The organism is Streptomyces mayonensis (genome assembly GCF_018982965.1).
GTDB lineage: Bacteria > Actinomycetota > Actinomycetes > Streptomycetales > Streptomycetaceae > Streptomyces > Streptomyces mayonensis.
The window spans coordinates 34490-52350 of record NZ_JACBYP010000006.1 but is presented as its reverse complement, the minus strand read 5'-3'; the positions used below and the strand labels follow the sequence as shown (position 1 = coordinate 52350).

At 71.5% G+C, this 17861-nt stretch carries 15 protein-coding genes and 1 tRNA gene; 2 read left to right on the top strand and 14 right to left on the bottom strand.

Annotated elements, in window-relative coordinates; genetic code table 11:
* Window positions 1-111: 111 nt before the first annotated feature.
* From glyA to HZS56_RS03510, 14 genes are all read right to left on the bottom strand, one after another.
* Window positions 112-1359, bottom strand: coding sequence for a serine hydroxymethyltransferase (glyA, locus tag HZS56_RS03575; protein WP_216719180.1), 1248 nt, complete (start codon window positions 1357-1359; stop codon window positions 112-114).
* Window positions 1360-1744: 385 nt separating this feature from the next.
* On the bottom strand, window positions 1745-2425 hold the full coding sequence (locus tag HZS56_RS03570) for an arsenate reductase/protein-tyrosine-phosphatase family protein (RefSeq protein ID WP_216719179.1): 681 nt from the start codon (window positions 2423-2425) through the stop codon (window positions 1745-1747).
* Entirely contained in the window at window positions 2422-3069 is a 648-nt protein-coding gene (locus tag HZS56_RS03565; protein WP_216719178.1) for an L-threonylcarbamoyladenylate synthase, read from the bottom strand. Before HZS56_RS03565 ends, HZS56_RS03570 begins: the two co-directional genes overlap by 4 nt.
* A 55-nt stretch (window positions 3070-3124) precedes the next feature.
* Window positions 3125-3970, bottom strand: coding sequence for a peptide chain release factor N(5)-glutamine methyltransferase (prmC, locus tag HZS56_RS03560; RefSeq protein ID WP_216719177.1), 846 nt, complete (start codon window positions 3968-3970; stop codon window positions 3125-3127).
* Window positions 3971-4096: 126 nt separating this feature from the next.
* Window positions 4097-5173 (bottom strand): peptide chain release factor 1, encoded by a 1077-nt coding sequence (gene prfA / locus HZS56_RS03555; protein WP_216719176.1) that lies wholly within the window; start codon window positions 5171-5173, stop codon window positions 4097-4099.
* 108 nt (window positions 5174-5281) lie between these two features.
* Window positions 5282-5506 carry a 50S ribosomal protein L31 gene (gene rpmE / locus HZS56_RS03550; protein WP_018571447.1) on the bottom strand — a complete coding sequence of 75 codons (225 nt, stop codon included), beginning with the start codon at window positions 5504-5506 and terminating at the stop codon, window positions 5282-5284.
* A 149-nt stretch (window positions 5507-5655) separates the two neighbouring features.
* Window positions 5656-6837: an LCP family protein gene (locus HZS56_RS03545; RefSeq protein WP_216719175.1), complete on the bottom strand. Its 1182-nt coding sequence runs from the start codon at window positions 6835-6837 to the stop codon at window positions 5656-5658.
* A gap of 473 nt (window positions 6838-7310) precedes the next feature.
* Window positions 7311-9392, bottom strand: a complete 2082-nt coding sequence (gene rho, locus HZS56_RS03540; RefSeq protein WP_216719174.1) for a transcription termination factor Rho — start codon at window positions 9390-9392, stop codon at window positions 7311-7313.
* Between the two features lie 412 nt (window positions 9393-9804).
* Window positions 9805-10734 carry a homoserine kinase gene (gene thrB, locus HZS56_RS03535; protein ID WP_216719173.1) on the bottom strand — a complete coding sequence of 310 codons (930 nt, stop codon included), beginning with the start codon at window positions 10732-10734 and terminating at the stop codon, window positions 9805-9807.
* A 549-nt stretch (window positions 10735-11283) separates the two neighbouring features.
* The gene (thrC, locus tag HZS56_RS03530) at window positions 11284-12342 is read right to left on the bottom strand and encodes a threonine synthase (protein ID WP_216719172.1); all 1059 of its coding nucleotides are present in this window, start codon (window positions 12340-12342) and stop codon (window positions 11284-11286) included.
* A gap of 6 nt (window positions 12343-12348) precedes the next feature.
* On the bottom strand, window positions 12349-13641 hold the full coding sequence (locus HZS56_RS03525) for a homoserine dehydrogenase (RefSeq protein WP_216719171.1): 1293 nt from the start codon (window positions 13639-13641) through the stop codon (window positions 12349-12351).
* A gap of 157 nt (window positions 13642-13798) precedes the next feature.
* Entirely contained in the window at window positions 13799-15190 is a 1392-nt protein-coding gene (gene lysA / locus HZS56_RS03520) for a diaminopimelate decarboxylase (RefSeq protein WP_216719170.1), read from the bottom strand.
* 16 nt (window positions 15191-15206) lie between these two features.
* Window positions 15207-16289, bottom strand: coding sequence for an ArgS-related anticodon-binding protein NrtL (gene nrtL, locus HZS56_RS03515; protein ID WP_216719169.1), 1083 nt, complete (start codon window positions 16287-16289; stop codon window positions 15207-15209).
* Between the two features lie 91 nt (window positions 16290-16380).
* Entirely contained in the window at window positions 16381-16893 is a 513-nt protein-coding gene (locus tag HZS56_RS03510) for a response regulator (RefSeq protein ID WP_216719168.1), read from the bottom strand.
* A 131-nt stretch (window positions 16894-17024) separates the two neighbouring features.
* Here HZS56_RS03510 and HZS56_RS03505 point away from each other — a divergent pair.
* Together HZS56_RS03505 and kilB are read left to right on the top strand one after the other, a co-directional pair.
* Window positions 17025-17096, top strand: a tRNA-Arg gene (locus tag HZS56_RS03505).
* A 227-nt stretch (window positions 17097-17323) separates the two neighbouring features.
* Window positions 17324-17791, top strand: a complete 468-nt coding sequence (gene kilB / locus HZS56_RS03500; RefSeq protein WP_216719167.1) for a plasmid transfer protein KilB — start codon at window positions 17324-17326, stop codon at window positions 17789-17791.
* The last annotated feature ends 70 nt before the right edge of the window (window positions 17792-17861 follow it).

The window sequence follows — 17861 nt, the reverse complement described above, 5'->3', positions numbered from 1 at the left end:
CCCTAGCGATGCACGCAGACGGTGCGCGCATACGGTTGAGGACTTCCGGGTAGCGACGATGGTTGCACGTGTGGCTGTGCGGCTGTGCATCTGCCGGGCGTCTACCCCGTCTCAGTCCGGATACGGCGGGAACTCCGCGACCAGCGAGCGTACGTCGTCCCGCGCCGGGCCCGGTTCGGTGGTGCCCCGCAGCACCCCCGTGAGCAGCGCGGCCACCGCCTCCATCTCCCGCTCCCCCATGCCCTGCGTGGTGACCGCGGCCGTGCCCAGGCGCAGCCCGCGGGCGTCCGCGTGCGGCAGCGGGCAGCAGTCGAGCACGATCCCGGCGGCGGCCAGCCGGCTCCGCGCGGTGCGGCCGTCGACGCCGAGCGGGGCGGGGTCGGCGGTGATCAGGTGGGTGTCGGTGCCACCGGTGGTCACCACCAGGCCTGCGTCCGCGAGCCGCGCGGCCAGGGTCCGGGCGTTGGCGACCACCTGGCGGGCGTACGCGGCGAAGGCCGGGGCCGACGCCTCTCCGAACGCGACGGCCTTGGCGGCGATGGTGTGCATCTGCGCCCCGCCCTGCGTGAAGGGGAACACGGCCCGGTCCACCCGCTCGGCCAGTTCGCTCCCGCACAGCACCATGCCGCCGCGCGGCCCGCGCAGCACCTTGTGCGTGGTCGCGCAGACGATGTCCGCGTACGGCACCGGGCTGGGCGCCGCTCCCCCGGCGACGAGGCCGATCGGGTGGGCGGCGTCCGCGACGAGGTAGGCGCCCACCTCGTCGGCGACCTCGCGGAAGAAGGCGTAGTCGAGGTGGCGCGGGTAGGCGATGGAGCCGCACACGATCGCCTTGGGCCGGCGGGCACGGGCCAGGGTGCGCACCTGGTCGTGGTCGACGAGGCCGGTCTCGGCGTCGACGCCGTAGCCGACGAAGTCGAACCAGCGGCCGGAGAAGTTGGCGGGCGAGCCGTGGGTGAGGTGCCCGCCGTGGGGCAGGCCGAGGGCGAGCACGGTGTCACCGGGGCGCAGCAGGGCCGCGTACGCCGCCAGCACGGCGGAGGAGCCGGAGTGGGACTGCACGTTGGCGTGCTCGGCGCCGAAGAGGTCCTGGGCCCGCTCCACGGCGAGCCGCTCGGCGACGTCCACGATCTCGCAGCCGCCGTGGTGCCGGGCGCCGGGATAGCCCTCGGCGTACTTGTTGGCCAGCGGGGAGCCGAGGGCGGCGAGGACGGCCGGGGACGTGAAGTTCTCGGCGGCGATCAGCTGGAGGGTCGTCGACTGCCGGCGGCGTTCGGCGAAGAGGATCTCGGCCAGCTCGGGGTCCTGGCGGCTCAGGACATCGGCATCGGCCTCGAGGACGTCGTGGGTGACCGACATGGTGCGCTCCGGGCGTGCGTCGACGGTGACGTACGACCAATGTAGGCCGGACGGCCCGGGAACGCCCGGCACGCACACCCCGCAGGCAGCCGCCACGCCCCGCGTCCCCGCTCCACCCCGCCGTGGGCGACCGCCACGCCCCCGCCGTGGGCAGTCGTCCCGCAGGGCGGGACGGGTGGGCACGGCCCCCGACGCCGGGCACCGCCCCGGCCGACGGCCACCGCAACGCCGAGCACTCACCGCGACGCCGAGCACCGTCCAAGAGCCGAGCACCGTCGAAGGCACCGGGCACCGGGCGCCTTGCGCCGACCGCCACCGGCGAGGCCGGGCGAGGGCCCAGGACCCTTAGGCGCCCAGGACCCCCGGGAACCCGCGGAGCGCCCCGCTACGCCCGGGCCGGGACCCCCGTCAGGGCCGTCACGACCGGGTCCAGGGCCTGGTGTATCTCGTCGCCGACCGAGCGGAAGAAGGGCAGCGGTGCGCCGTACGGGTCGTAGACCTCGTCGGCGTCGACCGTGGGGGCCAGGAGCCAGCCGCGCAGCGCGGCGGCGGCGCGGACCAGGGCGCGGGCGCGGGTGACCAGGCCGTCCTCCAGGGGCGGCAGGGTCGCCGGGTCGATGGCGTTCACCAGCCGGGTGAACTCCTTGAGGGTGAAGGTCCGCAGGCCGGCCGAGTGGCCCATGGAGATGACCTGCGCCCGGTGGTCCCGCGTCGCGGTGAGCACCAGGTCGGCGCGGATCACGTGCTCGTCGAGCAGCTCGCGCCCGGTGAAACCGGCCGGGTCGGCGCCGAAGTCCGCGAGGACCGTCTCGGCGTTGGCCTCCATGGGGGCGCCCTCGTGGCCCCAGGTGCCCGCGCTCTCCACGATCAGGCCGCCGCCGAGCACACCGAGCCGCTCCGTCACGAAATGCCGGGTCAGCCGCTCGGTGATCGGCGAGCGGCAGACGTTGCCGGTGCTGACGTGGAGGATGCGGAAGCTGTCGCGCGGAAGTCCGACGAACGTCGTCGTGATCTCCGCGGCACGTTCCCCGTTGCCTATGCCACGCCCCGTCCCAGGGGCCGTCAATTCGCCACCTCGAGGTCGGGTACTACCTTTCGCAGCTCCTCCGCCGACAGGGCGCCCGCGCGCAGCAGTACGGGCACCTCGCGGGTGACGTCGACGATGGACGACGGGACGTTGGCCGGGGTGGGGCCGCCGTCGAGGTAGACGGAGACGGAGTCGCCGAGCATCTGCTGGGCGGCGTCGCAGTCCTCCGGCGCCGGGTGGCCGGTCAGGTTGGCGGAGGAGACGGCCATGGGGCCGACCTCGGTGAGCAGCTCGATGGCGACGGGGTGCAGCGGCATGCGCACGGCGACCGTGCCGCGGGTCTCGCCGAGGTCCCACTGCAGGGACGGCTGGTGCCTGGCGACCAGCGTCAGCGCGCCCGGCCAGAAGGCGTCGACCAGTTCCCAGGCCATCTCGGAGAAGTCCGTGACCAGGCCGTGCAGGGTGTTCGGCGAGCCGATGAGGACCGGGGAGGGCATGTTGCGGCCGCGTCCCTTGGCCTCCAGCAGGTCACCGACGGCCTCCGCGGTGAAGGCGTCGGCGCCGATGCCGTACACGGTGTCGGTCGGGAGCACCACGAGCTCGCCACGGCGGACGGCGGACGCGGCCTCGCGCAGACCGGTCACACGGTCGGTCGCGTCGTTGGTGTCGTATCGCCGTGCCATTAGCGGGCCTCCTCGTACACGTACTGCGGGGTCGGAGTGAGCGGGGTGCGGGGGCTCACGGCAGCGCCTTGCGGGCGGTCGCGAACCTGGGGCGGTTGTTGAGGTCGGGGTGGTCGGCCGCGTCGGCCCAGCCCCGCTCCTCGGTGAAGATCCACGGCACCTGGCCGCCCTGGGTGTCGGCGTGCTCGACGACGACGACGCCGCCGGGGCGCAGCAGGCGGTGCGCGGTGCGTTCCAGGCCGCGGATGAGGTCGAGGCCGTCCTCGCCGGAGAACAGGGCGAGCTGCGGATCGTGGTCGCGGGCCTCGGGGGCGACGTACTCCCATTCGGTGAGCGGGATGTACGGCGGGTTGGAGACCACGAGGTCGACCTGTCCGTCGAGGTCGGGGAAGGCCGTCAGGGCGTCTCCCTGCCGCAGGTCGACCCTGGACCCCTCCGTGTTCTTCCGCGTCCACTTGAGGGCGTCCTCGGACAGCTCCACGGCGTGCACGCGCGAGCGGGGCACCTCCTGGGCCAGCGCGAGCGCGATGGCGCCGGAGCCGGTGCACAGGTCGACGATGCAGGGTTCGACGACGTCCATGGCGCGCACCGCGTCTATGGCCCAGCCGACGACCGACTCGGTCTCGGGGCGGGGCACGAAGACGCCGGGGCCTACCTGGAGCTCCAGGTAGCGGAAGTAGGCGCGGCCGGTGATGTGCTGGAGCGGCTCGCGCGCCTCGCGGCGGGCGACGACCTCCCAGTACCGGGCGTCGAAGTCCGCGTCCGGCACGGTGTGCAGCTCGCTCCGCTTGACGCCGTGGAGATGCGCGGCGAGCTCCTCCGCGTCGGTGCGCGGCGAGGGCACGCCGGCGTCGGCCAGCCGCTGGGTGGCCTGGGCCACCTCCGCGAGCAGCAGGTTCACGCTGGTCCTCCGGGGGCTGGGCGGTTCGTCCGGTACGGGCGGACGGGTGCGGCTTCTACGGTTCTACGGGTTCTACGGGCGGGTGCTGCGGGCGGCCGAGTGCGGCTGCGGCTGCTGCTGCTTGGGCTACGCGGCGGCGAGCTTGGCGGCCGAGTCCGCGTCGACGCACGCCTGGATCACCGAGTCGAGGTCGCCGTCCAGGACCTGGTCCAGGTTGTACGCCTTGAAGCCGACGCGATGGTCCGAGATGCGGTTCTCCGGGAAGTTGTACGTGCGGATCTTCTCGGAGCGGTCGACGGTGCGGACCTGGCTGCGCCGGGCGTCCGCGGCCTCCTTCTCCGCCTCCTCCTGTGCCGCCGCGAGCAGCCTGGAGCGCAGGATACGCATCGCCTGCTCCTTGTTCTGCAGCTGGCTCTTCTCGTTCTGGCAGGAGGCGACGACTCCGGTGGGGACGTGCGTGATGCGCACGGCGGAGTCGGTGGTGTTGACGGACTGGCCGCCGGGTCCGGAGGAGCGGTAGACGTCGATGCGCAGGTCGTTGGGGTTGATCTCGACGTCGATCTCCTCGGCCTCGGGCGTGACCAGCACGCCGGCCGCGGAGGTGTGGATCCGGCCCTGCGACTCGGTCGCGGGCACGCGCTGCACACGGTGCACGCCGCCCTCGTACTTCAGCCGGGCCCAGACACCGTGCCCGGGTTCCGTGGCGCCCTGGCCGCCCTTGGTCTTCACGGCGACCTGGACGTCCTTGTAGCCGCCCAGCTCGGACTCGGTGGAGTCGATGATCTCGGTCTTCCAGCCGATCCGCTCCGCGTACCGCAGGTACATGCGCAGCAGGTCCCCGGCGAACAGGGCCGACTCGTCGCCGCCCGCGCCCGCCTTGATCTCGAGGATGACGTCCTTGTCGTCGCTGGGGTCGCGCGGCACGAGCAGCAGGCGCAGCTTCTCGGTGAGCTCGTCGCGCTGCTTGTCCAGCTCCTTGACCTCGGCGGCGAAGTCCGGGTCGTCGGCGGCCAGTTCGCGCGCGGTGTCGATGTCGTCGCCCGTCTGCTTCCAGGAGCGGAACGTGGCGACGATCGGGGTCAGCTCGGCGTACCGCTTGTTCAGCCTGCGCGCGTTCGCCTGGTCGGCGAAGACCGACGGGTCGGCGAGCTTCTTCTCCAGGTCGGCGTGCTCGGCGACGAGTTCCTCGACGGCCTCGAACATCTTGGGCTCCTGCTTACTGCTTGGAAGGGGAAGGCGGGCGACCAAAAACGCCGGTCCCGGCGCTCCCCGGTCAGGGGATGCGGCCGTGGACCGGCGGTTGGGGGCTCGCTACTTCTTGGAGCCTGCGGCAGCCTTGCCGAAGCGGGCCTCGAAGCGGGCCACGCGGCCACCGGTGTCGAGGATCTTCTGCTTGCCCGTGTAGAACGGGTGGCACTCGGAGCAGACCTCGGCCCGGATGGTGCCGGAGTCGATGGTGCTGCGGGTGGTGAACGACGCGCCGCAGGTGCAGCTGACCTGCGTCTCGACGTACTCGGGGTGGATGTCGCGCTTCAAGGTGTCTCCTACTGTTCCGGGAGGGCGCCGGGTCGCAGCCGCGGGGTGCGGGAGCGTGAACCGGAGCCGACGTACCAGTCTGCCAGGACTGGGGCCACTCCCCAAAACCGGGGGCGGCCGTGATCTATTCCGGATCCGTTCCGGACGCGTCACGGCGTCTGCGTCGCCGCCCGCTCCGGCTCCCGGCCCCCCGTGTCGACGACTCCTCCGGCCCCGCCGGCGGCGTTGCCCTCGGTGGCGCTCGCGGGGATCGGCCGGTCGTTCTTCAGGGCCGTCCACACCTGGTCGGCCTTGGTCTTCTCGACCAGGACCCGGTTGGGGTCGGCGGGGTCGTAGGCCACCGGCATGGTGACCATGTGCATGCCCTCCGGGCCGATGCCCTTGAGGCCGCTCGCGAAGGACATCAGGGAGTTGACCGAGCCCAGGTCGGAGTCGGTGGTGACGGTCTTGGTGGCGGTGTCGGCGATGTCGTACAGCTTCTTCGGGTTGCCGAGCAGGCCGACGTTCTGGACCTGGTGGGCCAGGGCCTTGACGAAGGCCTGCTGGAGCTGGATGCGGCCGAGGTCGGAGCCGTCGCCGACGCCGTGCCGGGTGCGGACCAGGCCGAGGGCCTGCTCGCCGTCGAGCCGGTGGGTGCCGGCCGTGAGGTCGAGGTGGCTGTCGGGGTCGTCGATGTCCTCGGTGGTGGTGACCTCGACGCCGCCGAGGTCGTCCACGAGGTGCTGGAAGCCGCTGAAGTCGACCTCCAGGTAGTGGTCCATGCGCAGGCCGCTGACCGACTCGACGGTCTTCACGGCGCAGGCGGCGCCGCCGGTGGAGTAGGCGGAGTTGAACATGACGCCCCGGGCCGCGGGGTGCTCGCCGCCGTCGGTGTCGGTGCACTCGGGCCGGTCGACGAGGGTGTCGCGCGGGATGGAGACCACGCTGGCCTTCTTGTGGCCCTTGTGGACGTGCACGACCATCGCGGTGTCCGAGCGGGCGGTGCCGTCGTCGGTGCCGCCGCCGAGCTGCTTGTTGCCGCCGGCGCGGGTGTCGGAGCCGAGGACCAGGATGTTCTCGGAGCCGTTGTCGGCCTTCTTCGGCCGGTCGGCGCCGAGTGCCTGGTCGATGTCGATGCTCGTGAGGTTGCCGTTGAGCTTGAAGTACAGGACTCCGGCGCCGCTGCCGCCCAGGACCACGATGCCGGCGGCGCTCCAGGCCGCGACGAGCAGGGCCTTGCGGCGGCCCGTTCTGGGCCTGCGGCGGCGTCCTCTGCCCCGGCGGCCGGGTCCGGTGGTGCCGGACTGGCCGGGGTCGGGTATCGAGGGTTCCGGCGTGCTCTCGGCTGACATGGGCTCCTCGGTGTTCGTCCGGTCGGCTACCCCCTGCGGTCGGGGTCGGGTCGGTGGCTCCGGCGGGTTTCCGCCGGTACCTCACCATCGTCCCTCCGTGACGAGGACGGCGGAACTCGGGCCAGGGTTGCACAACGGAGCGTGTCCGATACGTACCACATCGGTCACTCTTTGTGACGAGCGAGAGTGCCGTCGGGGCGGCGACCTGGGGTTTCGCCCGGCCGGGCGGGGGCCGTCGCAGGCGTCGGCGAGGTCGGCGGCTGTGGCACAAATCGCGCCGCCCGGCGCAGCCCGGGGCCGCCGGCGCACAGGGAGCGCACAGAACCGGCCCCCACGGAACCGTTGACGACGGGGTTGACGACGGAGCCGGTGGAAAACGGTGGAACGGGCGGAAAAGGGGACCGCCCCGTCGCGTGTGCGACGGGGCGGTTCCTGATCCGAGTGAGCGGAGCTCAATCGTGCGGGCGAGGACGTCAGTCGCCGTTGCCGGGCGTCGGGGTCGTCTTCTGGATCTGCATGAGGAACTCGACGTTCGACTTGGTCTGCTTCATCTTGTCGAGGAGCAGTTCGATCGCCTGCTGCTGGTCGAGGGCGTGCAGCACCCGGCGCAGCTTCCAGGTGACGGCCAGCTCCTCGTTGCCGAGCAGGATCTCCTCCTTGCGGGTGCCGGACGCGTCGACGTCCACCGCGGGGAAGATGCGCTTGTCGGCGAGCTTCCGGTCGAGCTTGAGCTCGGCGTTGCCGGTGCCCTTGAACTCCTCGAAGATGACCTCGTCCATGCGGGACCCGGTGTCCACCAGGGCGGTGGCGAGGATGGTCAGCGAACCGCCGTCCTCGATGTTGCGGGCCGCACCGAAGAAGCGCTTCGGCGGGTACAGGGCCGTCGAGTCGACACCACCGGACAGGATGCGGCCGGAGGCCGGGGCGGCGAGGTTGTACGCACGGCCCAGACGCGTGATCGAGTCGAGCAGTACGACGACGTCGTGGCCCAGCTCCACCAGGCGCTTGGCGCGCTCGATGGCCAGCTCGGCGACCGTGGTGTGGTCCTCGGCCGGGCGGTCGAAGGTCGAGGAGATGACCTCGCCCTTGACCGAGCGCTGCATGTCGGTGACCTCTTCCGGACGCTCGTCGACCAGGACGACCATCAGGTGGCACTCGGGGTTGTTGTGCGTGATCGCGTTGGCGATCGCCTGCATGATCATGGTCTTGCCGGTCTTCGGCGGGGCCACGATCAGTCCGCGCTGGCCCTTACCGATGGGCGCGACCAGGTCGATGATGCGGGTGGTGAGGACGCCGGGGTCCGTCTCCAGGCGGAGGCGGTCCTGCGGGTACAGCGGCGTCAGCTTGTTGAACTCAGGGCGTCCGCGGCCGTGTTCGGGTGCCATGCCGTTGACCGAGTCCAGGCGCACCAGCGCGTTGAACTTCTCGCGGCGCTCGCCCTCCTTGGGCTGGCGCACGGCACCGGTGAGGTGGTCGCCCTTGCGCAGGCCGTTCTTGCGGACCTGGGCGAGGGAGACGTACACGTCGTTGGGGCCGGGCAGGTAGCCGGAGGTCCGGATGAACGCGTAGTTGTCGAGGATGTCGAGGATGCCGGCGACCGGGATGAGGACGTCGTCCTCGTTGATCTGCGGCTCCTGGATGTCGTCGCGGCCGCGGCGGCCCCGGCGGTCCCGGTAGCGGCCCCGGCGTCCGCGGCGGCCGCCGCCGTCGTCGTCGTAGCCGTCGTCCTGCTGGCGGTCCTGGCGGCCGCCGCCCTGCTGCTGGCGCTGACCGCCGCCGCCCTGGTTCTGCTGGTCGTCGCCCTTGCCCCGGCGGTCGCGGTCGCGTCCGCGGTCGCCCCGGTCCCGGCGGTCGCGGCGGCGGCCCTCGCCGCCGTCGCCGTCGGCACGGCCGTCGCCCTGGCCCTGCTGGTGGCCGCCCTGTGACTGCTGCTGGCCGCCCTGCGACGGGGACTGCTGCTGGCCCGACGCGGCGGCCTTCTGCTCGCCGCGGGTCTCGGCGGCCGCCGTCTCGCCCGCGGGGCTGCCCGCACCGGCGGTGGCCCGGCGGCGACGGCGCTCGGCGGGGGCGTCGTCACCGGCCTGCCCGTCGGCGGGGACCTTGGCGGACGGCTGCCCGGGGATCTCGATCTGCTGCTGGGCGGCGGACTTGTCGGCCTCGGCGGTGTCCGCCTTCTTCTCGGCCTTGCCGGCCTTCTCCGCCCGCTCGGCCTTCTCGGCGGGGGCGTCGTCGCCCGTACGGGAACGGGAGGTGCTGCGGCGCTTCGGCTTGGTCTCGCCGGCGGTGTCCGCGGCGGGCGCGGCCTTGGCGGGGGTTCCCCCCGCGGCCTGCGCCTCCTTGATGACCTCGATCAGCTGGCTCTTGCGCATGCGCGCGGTGCCCCTGATGCCGAGGCCGGATGCGACCTGCTGCAGCTCGGCCAGCACCATGCCCTCGAGGCCGGTACCGCGGCGCCGCCGGGAGCCGGCACCGGTGGCAGGCGCGGAGGCGTCCGTGGCGGGCGCGGCAGCGGTCTCCTCGACACGTGCGCCCATCAGATCGGTGGTGTCGCTCACGAAGGGTCCTTCCCTGGAGCGGACGTCGGCCTGTCTGGCTCGGCGACCGGTTGTGCTGTCCGGCTTCGGTCCTTGCTGTGCGAACCGTGCCGGGGCGGTGGTCCGCCTGAACGGCGGAAGAGATATCTGGTGATGGCGCGCCCCCTGGCCGTGGCACCCAGTGTCCGTGTCACGCGGCGTGGTCGCACCGGTTCCGAAGCGTGCCCGTCGGGCCGCTCAGTGTCCGTGCAGGCCGTGCAGATCACGTACGGCATCCACTACACAATGCGGCTTGGGGGGCTCCCGGAAGGATGTCTGTCCCGGACGGGGACACGAGGCACCTCGCCATGGTGGGGTCGGGTGCAGACTTGAGGTTAACACTACCGGATCCAACAAACATTCCCCCTCTCGAATTACGGCAACCCTGCGCGTCTCAAATGTCGCTGGAGGTCGCCAGGGGCAGCACACTCGCGCCCTGCTGGTCCAGGCTCAGCCGGTTGGCCGCCCAGTCCGTTCCGGCCAGCGCCTCGACCTTGTCGGCCGTGCCGGCGTCGGCCAGTGCCATCACCGTGGGTCCGGCACCCGAGATCACCGCGGGGATGCCGTCGCCGCGCAGCCGTTCCACCAGCGCCGCGCTCTCCGGCATGGCCGGTGCGCGGTACTCCTGGTGCAGGCGGTCCTCGGTGGCCGGCAGCAGCAGCTCGGGGCGCCGGGTGAGGGCCTCGACGAGCAGTGCGGCGCGGCCCGCGTTGGCGGCGGCGTCGACGTGCGGGACCTGGCGCGGGAGCAGTCCGCGCGCGGTCTCGGTCAGTACCGGCTTTCCGGGTACGAAAACCACCGGAACGATGGAATCGGCGGGGTCCATCCTGATCGCCCGGGCGGCGCCGGAGTCCATCCAGGACAGGGTGAACCCGCCCAGCAGACAGGCCGCGACGTTGTCGGGGTGGCCCTCGATCTCGGTGGCGAGGTCGAGCAGCGCGGCATCGTCGAGGCGTGCCTCGCCGCCTATGGTCACGGCGCGCGCGGCGACGATGCCGGCGCAGATGGCGGCGGAGGAGGAGCCGAGGCCGCGGCCGTGCGGGATGCGGTTGGCGCAGACGATCTCCAGGCCGCGCGGCTGCCCGCCCAGCAGGTCGAAGGCGGTGCGCAGGGAGCGGACGAGGAGGTGTTTCTCGTCGCGCGGGAGGGTCTCGCTGCCCTCACCCGCGATGTCGACGTGCAGTCCGGAGTCGGCCACCCGGACGACCACGTCGTCGTACAGCCCCAGCGCGAGGCCGAGGGCGTCGAAGCCCGGGCCGAGGTTGGCGCTGGTGGCGGGGACGCGCACCCTGACGGCGGCGGCGCGGAACGCTGGACCGGCCATCGCTCGATGACTCTCCTTGAGCTGCGGTGACTGTCGAACTGTAGAACTCTGAACTGCGGGAAGGGCCTGGATGCGGGACAGGTGCGGTAGGTGCGGCAGGTGTCGGAAGGACTGTGGCGAGTGGCGGGTGGCAAGTGGCGAGTGGTCGGAATCGTCAAGACGGTCAGGACCGTCGAGATCGTCGAATGAATTCGATGACGTACGGAACACCGGCTTCGCCGCTGTCTGCCCAACGGCCGACCGCCGCCGACCGCCTGCGCGGCCGCCTTCCGACCGCGAAGGCACCACCGTGGTAACACCGCGGAGACGGCGCGGCACCGCGGCATATGCGGCAGGCGGGTTAGGTACAGCCTATCGAAGGAAGGTTCTGTGGCGACATAGGGCGCACAGGCGGCGCACGATGCGTGTCGTAAGCCCCCTGTGCACCCCCTACACGTCACTTGCCCGCCCGGACGTCGCTTACGCCCTCGTACGCCGGTGGGAGACGCCCCGCCCGGACCGGACGGACCAGCCGGACCGAGCCGTTCAGACCGGGACCGAACCGGCTGATCAGACCAGACCGAGCCGCTCGGCCGCCGTCGCCGCGTCGACCGGGACGGTGACCGGCTGCGGAGCGCCGGCGACGGCCCAGTCCGGGTCCTTGAGCCCGTTACCGGTCACGGTGCACACGATGCGCTGTCCCGGGTCCACCTTGCCCTGCTCGGCCGCCTTCAGCAGACCGGCCACCGACGCGGCGGACGCGGGCTCCACGAAGACGCCCTCCTGGGAGGCCAACAGCCGGTAGGCGCGCAGGATCTCACGGTCCGTCACCTCGTCGACGGCACCGCCCGACTCGTCCCGCGCGGCGAGCGCGAGGTCCCACGAGGCGGGGTTGCCGATGCGGATGGCGGTGGCGATGGTCGAGGGGTCCTTGACGACCTCGCCGCGCACGATCGGGGCGCTGCCGGAGGCCTGGAACCCCCACATCCGCGGCCGCTTGGTGCTGACCCCGTCGTCGGCGTACTCCCGGTACCCCTTCCAGTACGCGGTGATGTTGCCCGCGTTGCCGACCGGGAGGACGTGGATGTCGGGAGCGTCCCCGAGCATGTCCACGATCTCGAAGGCAGCCGTCTTCTGCCCCTCGATCCGCACGGGATTCACCGAATTGACCAGCGCCACGGGGTAGTTGTCGCTGAGCGCACGGGCGAGGGTGAGGCAGTCGTCGAAGTTGCCGTCGACCTGGAGGATCTTCGCGCCGTGCACGAGGGCCTGGCCCATCTTGCCGAGGGCGATCTTGCCCTGCGGCACGAGGACGGCGGACACCATGCCCGCGCGCACGCCGTAGGCGGCGGCGGAGGCGGACGTGTTCCCGGTGGACGCGCAGATGACAGCCTGTGCGCCCTCCTCCTTGGCCCTGCTGATGGCCATGGTCATGCCGCGGTCCTTGAAGGACCCGGTCGGGTTCGCTCCCTCGACCTTGAGGTGGACCTCGCAGCCGGTGCGCTCGGAGAGCACCTGCGCGGGCACGAGCGGGGTGCCGCCCTCACGGAGCGTCACGACGGGCGTGCTGTCGGAGACGGGCAGCCGGTCCCGGTACTCCTCGATGATTCCGCGCCACTGGTGGGTCATTGCTGGTTACTCTCCTTCAACCCGCATGATGCTGGCGACACCCCGCACGGTGTCGAGCTTGCGCAGCGCCTCGACGGTACCGCCGAGGGCGGCGTCGGACGCGCGGTGGGTGACGACGACGAGGGAGGCCTCGCCGTCCTTGCCGGACTGCCGCACGGTGTCGATGGAGACACCGTGCTCCGCGAACACGGTCGCGACCTGGGCGAGCACACCCGGTTTGTCGGCCACGTCGAGGCTGATGTGGTAGCGCGTGACGACGTCGCCCATCGGCGAGACGGGCAGTGCGGCGTACGCGGACTCGCCGGGCCCGGTGGCGCCGGCGAGCCGGTTGCGGCACACGGCCACGAGGTCGCCGAGGACCGCGGACGCGGTCGGCGAACCGCCGGCCCCGGGCCCGTAGAACATCAGCTGTCCGGAGGCCTCGGACTCGACGAACACGGCGTTGTAGGCCTCGCGCACGCCGGCCAGCGGATGGCTGAGCGGAATCATCGCGGGATGCACCCGCGCGGTGACCGACGCCCCGTCCGCCGCCCGCTCGCAGATGGCGAGCAGCTTGATGGTGCAGCCCATCTCCTTGGCGGAGGCGAAGTCTGCGGCGGTGACCTCGGTCATGCCCTCGCGGTGCACGTCGTCGAGGCGTACGCGCGTGTGGAAGGCGATCCCGGCGAGGATGGCGGCCTTGGCGGCGGCGTCGAAGCCCTCGACGTCGGCGGTCGGGTCGGCCTCGGCGTACCCGAGGGCGGTCGCCTCGTCCAGCGCCTCCTGGTACCCGGCCCCGGTGGTGTCCATCGCGTCGAGGATGAAGTTGGTCGTCCCGTTGACGATCCCGAGCACCCGGTTGACCTTGTCGCCGGCGAGCGACTCGCGCAGCGGCCGGATCAGCGGGATGGCACCGGCGACGGCGGCCTCGTAGTAGAGGTCCCTGCCGTGCTCGTCGGCGGCGGCGTGCAGGGCTGCGCCGTCCTGGGCGATGAGCGCCTTGTTGGCGGAGACGACGGACGCGCCGTGCGCGAAGGCGGTGGTGATGAGCGTACGAGCGGGCTCGATCCCCCCGATGACCTCGACGACGACGTCGATGTCCCCCTGCTTGACGAGCGCGGTGGCGTCCGTGGTCACGAGCGCGGGATCAATCCCCTCCCGGACCTTGTCCGGCCGCCGTACGGCGACTCCGGCGAGCTCCACGGGGGCCCCGATGCGGGCGGCGAGGTCGGCGGCGTGCGTCGTCATGATGCGCGCCACCTCTGAGCCGACCACTCCACAGCCCAGCAGCGCCACCTTCAGCGGACGCGTACGCATCATCCGACCTCGTTTCCTCTACCGTCTACGGTTCGACCAGTCTCACGCACCGGACGTGATTTCCTACCATTAGTCCGCATCATGAGACGTATATTTCATTTTCGCGGGCCCGGCGACGGGAAGATCTCCCGCCACCGCCCCTCCCCCTCCCACCGGCTGCTCACCCGACATCGAGCCGCAGCAGGTCCTCCTCGGTCTCCCGCCGCACGATGACCCGCGCCGCACCGTCCCGGACGGCGACGACGGGCGGCCGCAGCGCGTGGTTGTAGTTGCTGGCCATGGAACGGCAGTACGCCCCGGTCGCCGGTACGGCGATGAGGTCACCGGGTGCCAGGTCGCCCGGCAGGAAGGCGTCCTTGACCACGATGTCCCCGCTCTCGCAGTGCTTGCCGACGACACGCACGAGCATCGGCTCGGCGTCGGACGTGCGGGAGACGAGGGCGACGCTGTACTCGGCGTCGTACAACGCGGTCCGGATGTTGTCCGACATCCCGCCGTCCACGGAGACATACGTCCGCAGCCCCTCCAGCGCCTTCACGGTCCCCACCTCGTACAGCGTGAACGCGGTCGGCCCGACGACGGCCCGACCCGGCTCCACGGAGATCCGCGGCGTACGCAGCCGCGCCCCCTCGCACTCCCGCGTCACGATCTCGCTCAACGCCTTGGCGATCTCGTGCGGCTCACGGGGATCGTCGTCGCTGGTGTACGCGATCCCGAGCCCGCCCCCCAGATCGATCTCCGGCAGCTCGACCCCGTGCTCGTCACGGATGTCCTTGAGCAGCCCCACCACCCGGTGCGCGGCGACCTCGAACCCGGACATGTCGAAGATCTGCGACCCGATGTGCGAGTGGATCCCGATCACGTCGAGCCCGTCGAGCTGCAACGCCCGCCGCACAGCCTCCGCGGCCTGCCCGCCGGCCAGCGGAATCCCGAACTTCTGGTCCTCGTGGGCGGTGGCGATGAACTCATGGGTGTGCGCCTCGACCCCGACCGTGATCCTGATCTGCACGGGCTGCCGCTTGCCCAGCGACTCGGCGATGTGAGCGACCCGAACGATCTCCTGGAAGGAGTCGAGCACGATCCGCCCGACCCCGGCCCGCACGGCGCGCTCGATCTCCTCCGGCGACTTGTTGTTGCCGTGGAAGGCGATCCGCTCGGCGGGCATCCCCGCGGACAGCGCGGTGGCCAGCTCACCCCCCGAGCACACGTCGAGGTTGAGCCCTTCCTCGTCCAGCCACCGCACGACGGCACGCGACAGGAAGGCCTTGCCGGCATAGAAGACGTCGGCGTCGGCCCCGAAGGCGGTGCGCCAGGCCCGCGCCCGGTCCCGGAAGTCGGCCTCGTCGAGGATGTAGGCGGGCGTCCCGTACTCCTCGGCAAGCTGTGTGACGGCGATCCCGCCCACGGTGACGACGCCGTCGGCGTCCCGCCCGACGGTATGGGCCCAGACCTTCGGGTCGAGGGCGTTCAGGTCGTCCGCCGGGGCGGAGTAGTGCCCTTCGGGCAGGACGTCGGCGTGGCGGGGCCCGGCGGGGTGTGCGGAACGGCTCATAGCTCTTGGTGCTCTCTCAGAGGTGGTCGGGTGCGTCGATACCGAGCAGGGACAGGCCGCCGGCCAGCACCGCCCCGACGGCTTCGGCAAGCGCCAGCCGGGCACGGTGGGCGGCCGAGGGTTTCTCCCCACCGCGCGGCAGCACGCCGGGCAGGAGGGGCAGCACGGCATCGGCGACGGCGACGAGATGCCGGGCGAGCCGGTCGGGGGCACGGTGTTCGGCGGCGGCGGCGAGAACGCGGGGATGATCGCTGAGGAGGCTCAGCACGGCCCGCTCGCCACCGGTATCGGCACCGCCACCGGCATCGGCAAGGGGCCCGGGCTCGGCGGAAAACCCGAGGTCGGCAGCATTGCGGTGGAGAGCACGAGTCCGGGCATGGGCATACCGAACCCGGAACAACGAATTGCTCTCCCGCTGAACGAGCCACTCCTCCCCGCCCCGGACGCGATCGTGCCCGGCGGGACGGAGCAACGCCCAGCGCCCGGCGTCACGCCCGAGCGCGAGGACGCCGTCGACATCGACGACGGGCACGGGCCGCACCCGCACTGCCCCCTCGACGGGCGCACCCCCGGCCGCCTCGACCCGCACCCCCAGGACGTCCGCCCAAAGGGGGTCGACCCTCCCGGCAGCACTGGTCCGCACCCGAACACCCTGAGCCCGCAACAGCCGCCCGACGGTCTCCCCCACGACAACGGCCCGCAGCTCATCCGCACAGTGCACCTGCACGACAGCTCCGTCGGCCGTCTCGGCGTACCCGTACCGGTCCCCGCGCCGCAGCACCCCGGCCACGATCCCGGCACCGGCGGCACCGCCGTCGTCATCGAGACAGATGTTGATGAACCCGGGCCCGGTAAGAACGACGTCGGCGATTCCCCCGACCTCCACGAGCCGGTGCCGCAGCACCTCGGCCACTCGCCGCGGCGTCGTCCCGGCAGGCCGGGCCAGCTGCAGAGCGATGTTGGTGGCGTAGTCGCCGCATCCCCCCGGCCCCGGCGGCGTCACCACGGCCCGCGCCGGTACGGCCACGCTCAGCTCCCCCGCGTCCACAGCGCGACGCACCGCGTACAACACGGTGCGGGAGAGCTCTACGGGGGTCACGGGTCAAGCGTATGGGAGGAGGGGCCCGGGAAGGCGACCCGGTTTCCCACAGTCCCGCGATATGGACGCCACTGCCGCAGCCGCCCCCGGGTCAAGCCTGAGCGGGCGACTCACTCTCTCCCGCCCGCCCGAGCACCGGCGGCACCCCGAAGCCCGGCGAAGCCACCCCGACCCCCCTGGCCTTCCGCTCGACCAACTGCCGTACGAGACCGATGAGCTCGGCGGGCTCGAAGGGCTTGGACAGAAAGGCGTCGGCGCCGGCGGCGAACCCCGCCTCGACCTCGTACGGTGTGGAAGCGCTGACGATCGCGATCGGCAGGTCCCGGGTACGCGGATCGGCGCGCAGCCGGGCAACGGTCCCGAGCCCGTCCAGCCGGGGCATGACCACGTCCAGCGTCACGACATCGGGCAGCACCTGATGGACGACTTCCAGACACTCGGCACCATCGCCCGCGGTCACGACCTCGAAGCCCTCCAGCTCGAGATTGACCCTGATCAGCTGCCGGATGACCTTGTTGTCGTCCACAACAAGAACCCGGCCAGACGCCCTAGGCACAACTCGAGAGTAGGTCGGCACCGGCCACCGCGTCCGGGTTTTCCCCACTTCCACCCCGTGCGGGGGACAACGCCCCTCACGACGGGGCCGACGACCCGCCAAAACCCGTTCATGACCACCCCGGGCAAGCTGGTAGTGTTCTACCCGTCGCCGCGAGCAACACCCACCGCGACCGACACGCCCCCGTAGCTCAGGGGATAGAGCAACGGCCTCCGGAGCCGTGTGCGCAGGTTCGAATCCTGCCGGGGGCACACTGTGTAAGTGTGCCAAGACCCCGTGACCAGCGGAGACGCTGAGTGCGGGGTCTTTTTGCATGTGCAGGCGGACGCCGCTCGATGCAGGCCCATGTCAGTGATCACGTAATGACGACGTAATGATCTTGGCGAGCCTCTTCGCAGGCCAGACCCCCTTTCGGGAGTCCCGAGCAAGGCTCATTATGGACCTGGGCACGCAGACGATCTTGTGATGTTCTGCTTCCGTGGATGTTGTCATCTCGGCTTTGATCGCCATTGCGGGGACCTTGCTGGGCTCTACCGTCACGCACGCCTTTCAGCGCAAAGCGTCCGCTCAAGACCAACTGTTCGCGGCTCAGCAACAACTCCGCTCCGACCGGATGACCGTCTACAGCGACTTCGCTGGAGCGCTGACAGAGTTCCGACGAGGGCAACAAGATCGCTGGCACCGCAGAAACGAGGATCCAGACGGCTCCGCGTTCATCGAAGCTCGTACAGAGGCCTACCGGCTGCGCGGGATCGCCCTCCACGCGCTGTTCCGGGTCCAGCTCATAGCGAGCGCCCGGACACTGATCGACACCGCGCAAGATGCCTACGACCTGACGTCCGCCTTGCATAAGGCATCCGACAGGACAGAGCTGAGTGCCGTCGGCGCACAGGCACGAGAGGTCCTGGAGCAGTTCATCAAGCTCGCTTCCTCGGATGTGCAGTAACGCCGAGGGAGCCCCGCATCTCTGTGGGGCTCCCTCGGTAACATGACAAGGCCGTTCAATGGTCACATGG